The 12,371-nt window shown below is 61.4% G+C and carries 14 protein-coding genes; 7 read left to right on the top strand and 7 right to left on the bottom strand.

Annotated features, from left to right (window positions below):
• The first annotated feature begins 10 nt into the window (after positions 1-10).
• Positions 11-595 (top strand): hypothetical protein, encoded by a 585-nt coding sequence (locus CFI11_RS11655; RefSeq protein WP_130406108.1) that lies wholly within the window; start codon positions 11-13, stop codon positions 593-595.
• Here the strand turns inward: CFI11_RS11655 and CFI11_RS11650 are convergent.
• A complete protein-coding gene (locus CFI11_RS11650) occupies positions 592-1,686 on the bottom strand; it encodes a PQQ-dependent sugar dehydrogenase (RefSeq protein WP_130406106.1) in 1,095 nt (364 codons plus the stop codon). The two genes, CFI11_RS11655 and CFI11_RS11650, sit on opposite strands and share 4 nt — an antisense overlap.
• A 183-nt stretch (positions 1,687-1,869) precedes the next feature.
• On the opposite strand from CFI11_RS11650, the gene CFI11_RS11645 reads away from it, so the two are divergent.
• The 6 genes from CFI11_RS11645 to CFI11_RS11625 all read left to right on the top strand — a co-directional run bounded on the left by CFI11_RS11645 (position 1,870) and on the right by CFI11_RS11625 (position 7,518).
• On the top strand, positions 1,870-3,063 hold the full coding sequence (locus CFI11_RS11645; protein ID WP_130406104.1) for an ABC transporter substrate-binding protein: 1,194 nt from the start codon (positions 1,870-1,872) through the stop codon (positions 3,061-3,063).
• A 92-nt stretch (positions 3,064-3,155) separates the two neighbouring features.
• A complete protein-coding gene (locus CFI11_RS11640) occupies positions 3,156-3,932 on the top strand; it encodes an ABC transporter ATP-binding protein (RefSeq protein WP_130406102.1) in 777 nt (258 codons plus the stop codon).
• Between the two features lie 58 nt (positions 3,933-3,990).
• A complete protein-coding gene (locus tag CFI11_RS11635; RefSeq protein ID WP_174843498.1) occupies positions 3,991-4,815 on the top strand; it encodes an ABC transporter ATP-binding protein in 825 nt (274 codons plus the stop codon).
• Between the two features lie 245 nt (positions 4,816-5,060).
• Positions 5,061-5,207 carry a hypothetical protein gene (locus tag CFI11_RS24305; RefSeq protein WP_165390245.1) on the top strand — a complete coding sequence of 49 codons (147 nt, stop codon included), beginning with the start codon at positions 5,061-5,063 and terminating at the stop codon, positions 5,205-5,207.
• Positions 5,207-6,217, top strand: a complete 1,011-nt coding sequence (locus tag CFI11_RS11630) for a branched-chain amino acid ABC transporter permease (protein WP_130406100.1) — start codon at positions 5,207-5,209, stop codon at positions 6,215-6,217. Before CFI11_RS24305 ends, CFI11_RS11630 begins: the two co-directional genes overlap by 1 nt.
• Positions 6,214-7,518, top strand: coding sequence for a branched-chain amino acid ABC transporter permease (locus CFI11_RS11625; RefSeq protein ID WP_130406098.1), 1,305 nt, complete (start codon positions 6,214-6,216; stop codon positions 7,516-7,518). Before CFI11_RS11630 ends, CFI11_RS11625 begins: the two co-directional genes overlap by 4 nt.
• Before the next feature lie 16 nt (positions 7,519-7,534).
• On the opposite strand, the gene CFI11_RS11620 is transcribed toward CFI11_RS11625, so the two are convergent.
• The 6 genes from CFI11_RS11620 to CFI11_RS11600 all read right to left on the bottom strand — a co-directional run bounded on the left by CFI11_RS11620 (position 7,535) and on the right by CFI11_RS11600 (position 12,094).
• Positions 7,535-8,287, bottom strand: coding sequence for a hypothetical protein (locus CFI11_RS11620; RefSeq protein ID WP_130406096.1), 753 nt, complete (start codon positions 8,285-8,287; stop codon positions 7,535-7,537).
• A gap of 10 nt (positions 8,288-8,297) precedes the next feature.
• Positions 8,298-8,963, bottom strand: coding sequence for a DUF6596 domain-containing protein (locus CFI11_RS24945; RefSeq protein ID WP_371687483.1), 666 nt, complete (start codon positions 8,961-8,963; stop codon positions 8,298-8,300).
• Complete coding sequence (locus tag CFI11_RS24490) at positions 8,861-9,532, bottom strand: sigma factor (protein WP_217358769.1); 672 nt, start codon at positions 9,530-9,532, stop codon at positions 8,861-8,863. Before CFI11_RS24490 ends, CFI11_RS24945 begins: the two co-directional genes overlap by 103 nt.
• The gene (locus CFI11_RS11610) at positions 9,529-9,882 is read right to left on the bottom strand and encodes a YciI family protein (protein ID WP_130406094.1); all 354 of its coding nucleotides are present in this window, start codon (positions 9,880-9,882) and stop codon (positions 9,529-9,531) included. The genes CFI11_RS24490 and CFI11_RS11610 overlap by 4 nt, the downstream gene beginning before the upstream one ends.
• Before the next feature lie 24 nt (positions 9,883-9,906).
• Positions 9,907-10,416, bottom strand: coding sequence for an SRPBCC family protein (locus CFI11_RS11605; RefSeq protein ID WP_130406092.1), 510 nt, complete (start codon positions 10,414-10,416; stop codon positions 9,907-9,909).
• 133 nt (positions 10,417-10,549) lie between these two features.
• A complete protein-coding gene (locus tag CFI11_RS11600; protein WP_130406090.1) occupies positions 10,550-12,094 on the bottom strand; it encodes a helicase HerA-like domain-containing protein in 1,545 nt (514 codons plus the stop codon).
• Between the last annotated feature and the right edge of the window lie 277 nt (positions 12,095-12,371).

The following is a 12,371-nucleotide window of genomic DNA, read 5'->3' as shown; positions in this document are numbered from 1 at the left end:
GAGGGTTTGAATGCTTCGGTATATCGTTTTCGTCATGCTGGCCGAAGGTTTGGGGATCGCAATCGTGGCCTCAACGTATGCGGCGCTGGATCGCGGCCTGGTGTTGGGGGCATACTGGATCGTGCTGGCCGGTGCTTGCGAGGGCCTTTTGCTGGGCACCGCACAGCGCCAGACCCTTCGGCAACTCAAGCTAATGCCACGATGGTGGGTCACTCTGACGATCCTGGGATCGGCAGTGGGGTACGGCGCGTCCGTCTTGGGGCGTTTCGGCGGCGCGGGCGGCGATGCCACCGGCGAGCCAGGCGTTTTGCTGGTCACCGTGTTCGGCGGTGGCCTAGGGCTGTTGATGGGCGCCATTCTGGGTGCCGTGCAATCACTGGCCCTTCCAGATGCCTTGCGCCGTGACCACTGGATCATCGCCAACGCGCTGGGCTGGATCCCGGCCATGGCGCTGATCCTGCTGGGCGCCGGACTGGCCGAGCCGGACTGGACGATCTGGCAAGTGGCCCTTCTGGGAGGCATTTGCGGCGCAACCGGAGGGTTCTGCGTGGCGCTGGCCACCTGGCCCGTGCTTCACCCTGCCGTTCAGCCTTAGCCCGGAGTGATCCGGTAGATCGCCCCATCGCCCACGCTGACAAACCAGATCGACCCGTCTGATGCTTCCACGATATCGCGCACGCGCGAGGTGGCATCGCCTTCGATCTGTTCGACCTCGGTGACGCCCCCGCCATCCAACCGGCTGATATAGTCGAATTTCAGGCTTCCGACGAAAATGTCACCGCGCCATTCCGGCCAAAGCGCGCCTGAATAGACCATCAACCCCGACGGAGCCATCGAGGGATCCCAGTAATAGGCCGGTTGTTCCATGCCGGCCTTCTCGGTCCCCTCCCCGATGCGACCGCCTCCGTAATGCTCTCCGTACGAAATGACCGGCCAACCGAAATTGGCGCCCCGTTGCACAAGGTTAACCTCATCTCCGCCCTGGGCTCCGTGCTCCGAGGTCCAGAGCCTGCCCTCAAGATCGAGCCCCGCGCCTTGCGGGTTGCGATGCCCGTAGGACCATATTTCAGGCTGCACGTTCGATTGGCCCACAAACGGGTTGTCATCGGGCACCGAGCCGTCGCGATTGATCCGAACCACCGCTCCGTTGTGATTGCTGCGGTCCTGCGCCGACGGGCGGTTCCCGCGATCGCCGATCGTGACAAAGAGGGTTCCGTCCTGTGCCTCCACCACGCGGCTTCCGAAATGGCGCCCGCCAGAGAAGCCCGGCGCTGCCTCGAAAATCTCGCGGCTGTTTTCCAACGCGGTTCCGTCCTCACTAAACCGCGCGACGGTCAATGCGGTCCCCGCGCCGCGGGATTGCGGTTTGGCATAGGTCAGGAAAATCTCTCGGGTCTGGGCAAAATCCTGCGCCACCGTGACATCAAGCAGACCACCCTGGCCACGTGCCGCCACATCCGGCACGCCCGCGACGCGGGTGGCGGTTCCATCCGCGATGTAGATCAGATCGCCATCGCGTTCGGTGACCAGAAACCCTCCGTCCGGCACGAAATCGACGGCCCAGGGCGCATCAAGGCCGGTCACCATGGGCGTTATGTTCAGCGCACCCGCTGAACTTTCCAGAGTGTTGGCAAAGGCCGCCGACGACAAAGACAGCGCCGCAAAAGCCGACAGAGCAAAACGCATCTAGATCCCTCCAATTGACAGCCGCTATTCAAGATAGCTCGCGCAGGTCGCCGCGCGAGGGCACTTACGCGAATTTGATGCCCGCCTGTCTGCAGAAAGGGCCCCGTCGATAACGCTTTCCTTTTTGAAAACACTTGCCTAAGTTTTTGGCTGAACGACATGTTCCAACACGGGAGTAACTCAATGAAAAAGCTGCTTATGGCAACTGCGGCCACCGCGCTGATGGCCGGGTCGGCCTTTGCTGACGGACATGCCACGGAAGTCAAGATCGGCATCATCCTCGGCTTTACCGGTCCGATTGAATCGCTGACGCCGTCCATGGCGGACGGCGCCGAGCTGGCGATGGCAGAGGTGACGGAAAGCGGGCTGTTGCTGGATGCCGCCAAGGTGACGCCAGTGCGCGCGGATTCGACCTGCGTCGATGCGGGTGCGGCAACCGCAGCCGCCGAACGTCTTGTGACCTCTGACGGGGTGAGCGCCATCATGGGCGCCGATTGCTCCGGTGTGACGGGCGCGATCCTGTCCAACGTCGCCGTGCCGAATGGCGTCGTGATGATCTCCCCCTCCGCAACATCGCCGGCCCTCTCCACGGCTGAAGACAACGATCTTTTCTTCCGCACCGCGCCGTCGGATGCCCGCCAGGGCGTGGTGATGACCGAAGTGCTGATGGAAGAAGGCATCAACGAGGTCGCGCTGACCTACACCAACAACGACTATGGCAAGGGTCTGGCCGACAGCTTCCAGCAGGCTTTTGAAGAAGCCGGTGGCACAGTGACCATCTCGGCCGCGCATGAAGACGGCAAAGCCGACTATTCGGCCGAAGTGGGCGCCCTCGCCTCGGCTGGAGGGGAGCGTCTGGTGGTGGCAGGCTATGTCGACCAGGGCGGGTCGGGCATCGTGCGCGCGGCCCTCGATAGCGGGGCGTTTGACACGTTCCACTTCCCCGACGGGATGATCGGCGCGCAGCTCGAAGCCAATTTCGGCGACGAGATCGAAGGCTCCACCGGTCAGCATCCCGGCACCGACAGCGAAGGTGCTGCGATGTTCACCGACATGGTGGGCGACGCGTTCGACGCCACCTCCCCCTTCACGCCGGAAAGCTATGATGCGGCGGCTCTGATCATGCTGGCGATGCAGGCGGCCAATTCCACGGACAGCGCCGATTTCAAAGGTGAGATCATGAACGTCGCCAACGCACCGGGCGAACAGATCTTCCCGGGCGAGCTGGCCAAGGGTCTGCAGATCCTGAAAGACGGTGGTGAGATCGACTATGTTGGCGCAACCGCCGTCGAATTGATCGGTGCTGGTGAAAGCGCGGGCAACTACCGCCAGATTGTCGTCGAAGGCGGCAAGATCACCACGGCGAAGTTCCGCTAAGTCCGAAGTGACGTAACATCAGACGGCCCGGACCCTTGCGGTTCGGGCCGTTTCCATAACAAACGCCGGGACCACTCGGCGCAGGGGAAGACATGATCGTCGTCGAAGACGTGCACAAGCATTTTGGCGGGTTCCACGCGGTGGACGGCGCCACACTCTCGATCGCTCCAGGCTCCATCACCGGGTTGATCGGTCCGAATGGCGCCGGAAAAACAACGCTTTTCAATGTGATCGCGGGCGTTCTTAATCCAACGTCAGGTCGTGTGACAATGGATGGCGAGGATATCACCGGCCTGCCGCCGCATGAGCTTTTTCACAAAGGGTTGTTGCGCACCTTCCAGATCGCACATGAATTCAGCTCCATGTCCTGCCGTGAGAACCTGATGATGGTCCCCGGCGGGCAATCGGGCGAGACGCTCTGGAACACCTGGTTCGGTCGTCGCCGCATCGCCGACGAGGAACGCGCGCTGCGCGCTAAAGCCGAAGAAGTTCTCGAATTCCTGACGATCTCCCATCTGGCCGACCACAAGGCGGGTCAGGTCTCAGGCGGGCAGAAAAAGCTGCTGGAATTGGGCCGCACCATGATGGTCGATGCCAAGATCGTCTTTCTGGACGAGGTCGGCGCGGGCGTGAACCGCACGCTTCTCAATACGATCGGTGACGCGATCCTGAGGCTCAACAAAGAGCGGAATTACACCTTTGTCGTGATCGAACATGACATGGATTTCATCGGTAAAATCTGTGACCCGGTCATCTGCATGGCCGAAGGCAAGGTGCTGGCCGAAGGCACATTGGCCGAAATCAAGGCCAACGAGCAGGTGATCGAGGCCTATCTGGGCACCGGCCTCAAGAACAAGGCCACCGCATGACCGGGTTGAGAGCGCGGGTTTTTCCGTATTTTTATCGAGAAGAAGCAGGGGACGCGCGATGAGCGGTAATCCGTACCAGGATGATCGCGGCAACAAGGACCGCACCATCACCAAGGCCCACGGCGCGGGCACCCTGCAAGCGCAGCCCGGAACGGGACATCCGATGGACACGGCGCAGGCTTTTCTGATCGGCGATACGATGACGGGCGGGTATGGTCGGGGGCCCGATATTCTGCATGAGTGCACGATTGCGGTGAACCCCGGTGAGATTGCGGTGATCGTCGGCCCCAACGGTGCAGGCAAGTCGACGGCGATGAAGGCTGTGTTCGGGATGCTGGATGTGCGCCAAGGCTCGGTCCGGCTGGACGGAGAAGACATCACCGACCTCACCCCGCAGGCCCGGGTGGTCAAGGGCATGGGTTTTGTCCCCCAGACATCGAATATCTTTACGTCGATGACAGTGGAGGAAAACCTGGAAATGGGTGCCTTTATCCGGCGCGACGATTTTTCGGACACGATGGCGCAGGTCTATGACCTGTTCCCGATCCTCAAGGAAAAGCGCCTGCAGGCGGCCGGAGAGCTGTCCGGCGGGCAGCGCCAGCAAGTGGCGGTGGGCCGCGCGCTGATGACCCAGCCCAAGGTGCTGATGCTGGACGAACCGACAGCGGGCGTCTCCCCCATCGTGATGGACGAACTTTTCGACCGCATCATCGAGGTCGCCCGCACCGGCATCCCGATCCTGATGGTCGAACAGAACGCGCGGCAGGCGCTAGAGATCGCCGACAAGGGTTATGTCCTGGTTCAGGGGCGGAATGCCTATACCGGGACGGGCAAAGAACTGCTGGCCGATCCGGAAGTCCGCAAGTCGTTTTTGGGAGGCTAGCCACGATGATCTATCTGATCACCTGCGCCTTCACTTTGTTTTGTCCGGCACATACCGAATGCTCCGAAAACCAACGACAAACACCGTCAGTCGTAAAGGTTCGTGTTGAAGAAGGCGTATCTGTGGCCGAATTCTGGACACCGGGATCGCCCGCATCCTCCCCATGGCCCGCGATCGTGTCGGAGAGGTCCATTGGCGCGAAAACCTGGACCTTTTTCACATCAGGAGACTTACACGGATCCTGGATGCTGACTGTCACACGACCCAAGCAGACGGAAAACGCGCAAGCCCAGGCGGTGGGTACGCTGAGCTTTCATAACAACAATCTTTTGACGGACATGAACATCATGGCCGCCGAAGACGTCTGCACCATCAAAAAGGAAAGCGTGTGATGGACTTCCTGAATGCCTTTGTGGCGCTTTCCAACTTCGTGCTGGTCCCCGCCATCGCCTATGGCAGCCAATTGGCGCTTGGCGCGCTTGGGGTCACGTTGATCTACGGGATCCTGCGGTTTTCGAATTTCGCTCATGGGGACACCATGGCTTTCGGCGCGATGACCACGATCCTTGTTACCTGGTGGATGCAATCGGTGGGCATCAGTTTCGGTCCCCTGCCAACGGCACTTCTCGCCCTGCCCTTTGGCATGCTCGGCTGCATGGCGCTGCTGCTGATCACCGACCGGACCGTCTATCGCTTTTACCGCGAGCAGAAGGCAAAGCCCGTGATCCTTGTGATCGTCTCTATGGGCGTGATGTTCATCATGAACGGGCTTGTCCGCTTCATCATCGGCCCCGATGATCAACGGTTTGGCGATGGCGAGCGCTTCATCATCTCCGCGCGGGAGTTCCGGGACCTCACCGGCCTGCGGGAGGGGCTTGCGATCAAGACCTCGCAGGGCATCACCGTCATAACGGCCATTATCGTGGTTGCCCTGCTCTTCTGGTTTCTCAACCGCACGCGGACGGGCAAGTCGATGCGCGCCTATTCCGATAACGAGGATCTGGCGCTGCTGTCGGGCATCAATCCTGAGCGGGTGGTGATGTATACGTGGCTTATCGTGGCCGCCCTCGCGACGGTGGCGGGTGTGCTTTACGGGCTCGACAAAAGCTTCAAACCCTTCACTTATTTCCAGCTTCTGCTGCCGATCTTTGCCGCCGCCATCGTCGGCGGGCTTGGCAGCCCTCTGGGCGCCATTGCGGGCGGCTTCGTGATCGCATTTTCGGAGGTCATGATCACCTATGCCTGGCGTAAGGTGGCCAATTACATCCTGCCGGAGGAGCTTCAGCCCGACGGCCTCGTCCAGCTTCTCAGCACAGACTACAAATTCGCGGTCAGCTTCGTGATCCTGCTGATCGTGCTTCTCTTCCGCCCGACGGGCCTTTTCCGGGGGAAAGCGGTATGAATGACGCTTTGAAAAACGTGGGCCTGTTCGCTCTGGTGGGCGCTTTGATCATCGCCACCGGCATCGGGCAAAGCTGGAATTCCGCGCTTCTGATCCTGAATATGGGGCTCATCTCGGCGATCATGGCCCTGGGTGTGAACCTGCAATGGGGCTTTGCCGGGCTCTTCAACGTCGGCGTGATGGGCTTTGTCGCCCTCGGGGGCCTTGCTGCGGTGCTGATCGCCATGCCGCCAACGACCGAGGCGTGGGCCGCAGGCGGCACCGGTGTGATTCTGGCCCTTCTGATGGGCGCGGCCACTATCGTCGCTGCGATCATGGTGATGAAACGCCTGCCCGCCGGGCGCGCGCGCACCCTCGCGATGCTGGCGGTGCTTATCGGGGGCTTTGTGCTCTACCGTGCCGTCTTTGACCCCGCCGTGGAGGCCGTCGAAGCGGTGAACCCGGCTGCAACCGGCTATCTCGGCGGGCTGGGCCTGCCGGTGCTGATCGCCTGGCCCATCGGCGGAGTGCTGGCTGCCGGGGTTGCCTGGCTGATCGGCAAGACGGCCCTGGGCCTCCGCTCGGACTACCTTGCCATCGCGACGCTGGGCATTGCCGAGATCATCATCTCGGTGCTCAAGAACGAAGACTGGCTGGCGCGCGGCGTCAAGAATGTCATCGGCATCCCCCGCCCCGTCCCGCGCGAGATCGACCTGCAGAACGACCCCTCCTTCGTCGAACGCGCCGTCGATCTGGGCCTCAACCCGGTCACCGCCTCGTCGCTCTATGTGAAGCTCGGATACTCTATCCTGTTCCTCGTCGTGCTTCTGATCCTGCTGTGGCTCGCCCAGAAAGCGCTCAACAGCCCGTGGGGCCGCATGATGCGCGCCATCCGCGACAACGAGGTCGCGGCAGAGGCGATGGGCAAGGATGTCACCGCGCGACACCTCCAGATCTTCATCCTGGGCTCTGCCGTCTGCGGCATCGCGGGCGCGATGATGACGACGCTGGACGGTCAGTTGACGCCCGGCACCTATCAGCCGCTGCGCTTTACCTTCCTTGTCTGGGTGATGGTAATCGTCGGCGGCTCCGGCAACAATTTCGGAGCGGTGCTGGGCGGGTTCCTCATCTGGTTCCTCTGGGTGCAGGTGGAGCCGATGGGGCTTTTCGTTATCCAGACCCTGACAGCAGGCCTTGCCGATGGCAGCGCGCTCAAAGAGCACCTTCTCGATTCAGCCGCCCATATGCGATTGCTGACGATGGGGGTAATCCTGCTTTTGGTGCTGCGGTTCAGCCCCCGTGGGTTGATCCCGGAGAGGTAGCCGAACCTGATCCTTTTCAACACCCGGCCGGAACGAAAGCCGATGGCAAATGAGATAGCATACGCAAGCTGACCCGCGCACGGTTCAGAACGATGTCGCAGAGGAACGCGAATATCACCAGCATGCCCGCCGCATAGGCAAGCCCTGCGTAGTCCTGAAACAGGATCGCGTAGAACCAATTGGTGTTGAAAAGATAAAGGTAGGAGCTGATACCGACAGAGACGATCAGCAGTCCGGCGGGATAGACCGTCAGCGGTCGCCTGTTCGGTGGGGTGAACGTGGCACCCAAGACGGACAGGAAGGCCACAAGGTTTACACCCAGAAAGATCATCAAATCCTGCCTCAGCGCGGCCACGATCCGATCGTATTTGCCAATGATGAGGTCCGACAGGTTTCCTTGAGCGAACCCCAGCCTTTGCGCGTGCCCCTCCATGCTGGCTCGCAGGTTCTGGGCAAAGGCCTCTCCGCTCTCCTTGCATCCACAATACGCCCCGACGATTTCCCCCACATATTCCGGAAGTTGTTCTTCCAGCTGTGTCAGGATGCGGTCCTGCCGTTCTCCCAGGCGATCTGAAAGCAGGCTCAGGCCGCGCGACAGCTCATCCGCAGACAGCGTGGGAAAGCGTTCTCTCACCTCTTTGGTGATCTGGTTTTGCACAAAGCCGACGGCGGATGTCTCAAGTATTTTGGGGTTCTGCATCAGCAGGATGAGGAGGCTGCCGAATAGAAAAATGCCGAAGGTTGAAATCGCTCGTAGGAAAATAATCATGAAGCCGAAGCTAGGGTTTTGGTTCAGCCGTGTAAATTGAAGGACTTTTATCTGCGGTATTGCGCGAAATCTGGCTTCTCTGCTTTTCGAGATAGCGACGAAGAGCCGGCTCTACCGTCAGAGAAATCGCCTTCTGATAGCTTTGGCACGCGTCGTGCTCCTGGCCTTTCCGCGCAAGGATATCCGCGCGAAGGGCATGCGCCGGCTGAAACACCTCCAGCCCCTTGATCCGGTTCAGCACCTCCAAGGGCACCTCCGGGCCTTCGACATGGCTTAGGACCGACACCCGCGCCACGGCCACACCCGGCGTGGGGCAGAGCGCCCAGAGGCCGTCGTAAAGCGCCAGCAAGCTTTGCCAGTCGGTCCGGCCGGTTTCGTGCCGATGGACATGGACCGCCTGGATCGCCGCTTCGATCTGGAAGCGGCCGGGGCGGCGCTGCGCCTGCGCGATGGAGAGATGCCGCAGGGCATAGCGGTTGAGCGCGTGGTCCCAGAGCTTTGTATCCTGCTCCGGCACGGGGACCAGACAGCCCTCTACCACCCGCGCGTCCCGGCGGGCTTGGGTCATCGCGATCAGCGCGGCAAGGCCCCGCGCTTCGGGGTCGTCGGGGCGCAGGCGGACAAGCATGTCGGCCAGGAACATCGCCTCATGCCCCAGATCATCGGACGGGTCGATCCAGTCGAGCGCGTGAACGGCGTAGATCGCCTCATAGATCGCATCCATCCGCTCGGGCAGCTCCCCCCCGGCACCACGAAGGGGATGCCTGCATCGCGGATCTTGCGCTTGGCGCGGACCAGTCGCTGGGCCAATGCCGTGGGGCTGTCGAGGAACGCGCGCGCGATCTGCTGCGCCTCCAGCCCCAGAACGCATTGCAAGATCAAAGGTGTGTGCATCTCTGTCGCGATGGCGGGATGGGCGCAGACGCACATCAGCGCAAGGCGTCTGTCGGGCAGGCTTTCGGGATCCGCGCGCGTCTCTGCCATTTCGGGTACCTCGTCGGTGACCTCCATCCGCGCCGCCCGGCGCTGGGTGTCGGTCAGACGATTGCGCGCCGCTGTCAGAAGCCAGGCATCGGGATTGGCGGGCACGCCGCGGTCGGGCCAGGTGTTCAGCGCCGCCGCGAAGGCATCGGCCAGCGCATCTTCGGCGGCTGCGATATCTCGGGTCCGCTGCGACAGGATCGCCAGCAACTTCCCGTAAGAGGCCCGCGCCGCGATCTCTGCCGCGCGGACCGCCTCGCTCACTCCTGCCCCATGGCGGAGGCGCGGATTTCGATCTTGCCGGTCTTGGCGGCGGGGCATTTCTCGGCCCAGGCAAGGGCGGCGTCGAGGTCGGGCACATCGATGACGAAGTTCCCGCCCAGCGTTTCTTTGGTTTCGGCAAAGGGGCCGTCCTGCACCTGTTTCACGCCGCCTTTCATGCTGAGCGTCGTCGCCGTCTCCACCGGCATCAGCCAGTCGGTGTCAACGAAGACCCCCGCCTCCTGCAGCGCGCCGATATAGGCGCCGTAGACTTCCTTTTCCTTCTCCCAATCCTCTGGTGTCATATGGGCGAGGTCGGCGGGGTCGGTATAAAGCAAAAATGTGTAACGCATTGATCTGTTCCCTGTTGTCTTGGCTTACGCGGCCTTGTCGAGGTTCTTGAGCCCCTGTTCGAAAGTCTTCCCGATCATCCCGTCCATGAAAAGCCCCATGACGCGCCCGATCGGGTTGAAGCCCATATCTGCGTCCATGGACCACACAACGCGTGTGCCGCCGGAGATGGGTGTGGCCTCGATCCGCTGGGTGGGTTTGCCCATGGGCCCGAGGTCGATGTCGTAGCGAACGGAGCTTTCGGTGACCTCGGCCACGGTCTGGGTGCCCGTGCCGTCCTTGCCGTCAAAGCGGAAGGCAGCACCGACCCCCTGATCCGGGCCGAAGGGTTCGATCTTGAGCGCCGGGTCGGCCGTCAGGTATGGGTTGAACGTCTGGTAGCCGGCCGAAGATGAGGCACGGGCAATAACCTCTTGTGCAGGCTTGGAAATCATCGCCTGGCGTTCCACATGAACGTGGCGCGGCAAAAGCATCGTGCCCGCAGCGGCGAGGATAAGAATGCCGGCAGTGCCGGAGAGGATCTGGATAAGTGTCATGGTCTGTCTCCTATCATGTCAATCGAAAGCCTGTGCGCTTTCATTGACATGACGAACACGGGACGGCCCAATCGACATCCTGCGGGAATTTTTTTTCAGAAAGATGATATCTCTCTGATATCGCTTGAGAAAATTACCGTCCTTTGAACAGTCCCCCAAGGATGCCACGCACGATGCGGCGGCCCGTTGTGCCTTTGAGTTCCTTGATCACAACGCCGGTGATAGCCTCGCCAAAACTCTCCCTGCCCCGGCGTGGCGCCCGGGATGTCGAGCGGGAGACGCGTGTCCCTGAATACCGGCGGCCTGCGTTGAACTCGCGGAAGGCCGGTTCCAGGTCCTCCGCAGCGGCCTCGGCCTTCTCTGCTTCTTGGGCTGCGACTTCGGCACGTTTGGACAGGATTTCATACGCCGAGGAGCGATCAAGTGTCTTGTCATACTTCCCCGCCATGTCCGAGGCCGCCATGATCGCCTTGCGCTCGGCCTTGGTGATCGGCCCAAGTTGTGAGGATGGCGGGCGGATCAGCGTGCGTTCCACGATACCCGGCACGCCTTTCTTCATCAGCATGGAGGTCACCGCTTCCCCCACCCCAACTTCGCGTATCGCCTCTTCGGTGTCGAAGCGAGGATTCTCGCGGTAAGTCTCTGCCGCCATCTTGAGGTTCTTGCGGTCCTTGGCCGTGAATGCGCGCAATGCGTGCTGAATGCGGTTGCCAAGCTGGCCCAGGATATCCTCGGGCACATCCGCCGGGTTCTGGGTGATAAAGTAAACGCCCACGCCCTTGGACCGGATCAGCCGCGCCACCTGTTCGACCTTGTCCACGAGGGCCTTGGGCGCGTCGTCAAAGAGCAGATGCGCCTCGTCAAAGAAAAAGACCAGCTTGGGTTTGTCCGGATCGCCCACTTCGGGCAGTTCTTCGAAGAGTTCACTGAGTAACCACAGTAGGAACGTCGCATAAAGCCCCGGCGAGGCCATCAACGTATCCGCCGCCAGGATATTGACCATGCCCCGCCCGTCCGGTGCGGTCCGCATGATGTCAGCCAGCTCAAGCGCGGGTTCCCCGAACAGTTTGGCCGCGCCCTGGTTCTCGATCACCAGAAGACGCCGTTGGATCGCACCGATGGAGGCAACCGAGATATTGCCATAGCGCAGGGACAACTTGTCCCGGCTTTCCCCGATCCAGACAAGCAGCGCCTGCAGGTCCTTGAGATCAAGAAGCGGGAGCCCCTCCTCATCGGCCAGCCGGAAGGCGATGTTAAGGATGCCTTCCTGGGCCTCTGTCAGTTCCAGCAGGCGGGCCAGCAGCAGCGGGCCCATCTCGGCCACGGTGGTTCGGATCGGGTGGCCCTGCTCTCCGAAGAGGTCCCAGAACGTGACCGGAGAGGCGGCATAGCGATACTCATCAAAGCCGATCTTGGCCGCGCGCTCCATGAACGGCGCGTGCAGCTTATGGCTGTCCGTGCCCGAAGCCGCGAGCCCCGACAGATCCCCTTTGACATCGGACAGGAAGACCGGCACGCCCTGATCGGAGAACCCTTCGGCCAGGATCTGGAGCGTGACCGTCTTGCCCGTTCCCGTCGCGCCCGCGATCAACCCGTGGCGGTTGGCGTATTTCAGCGTAAGCCCCTGCTTTTCGCCATAATCGGGGCCGCCCCCGCCTATGAAAATCCGGTCTTGCATAAAATGTCAGCTCTCTTCGTGCGGTTCAGTGGCGCCGACCATACTAAGTTAACCTTTCCCTGCGATAGTCCTTTTGTCCGAGCTGCAACCTGCAGCGCTTGACGGACTTCCTCCCTGTCAGACTGGCCGCGCCCCCGGGTGCGGCCCTTTTTGGGTTTGTTCATTTGCATACGTATGAAAAAGCCATCACAAACCGTCCATTTGCCAAGAAAAGTGCAGGGTTTCCAGTTGACCGCCGCGTGACCCTTTCGTAACGTTCCCGCAATAACTAAGTCGG

This window comes from Thalassococcus sp. S3, assembly GCF_004216475.1.
GTDB lineage: Bacteria > Pseudomonadota > Alphaproteobacteria > Rhodobacterales > Rhodobacteraceae.
The sequence above is the reverse complement of the archived record's forward strand: the minus strand, read 5'-3'. Positions and strand labels throughout refer to the sequence as shown.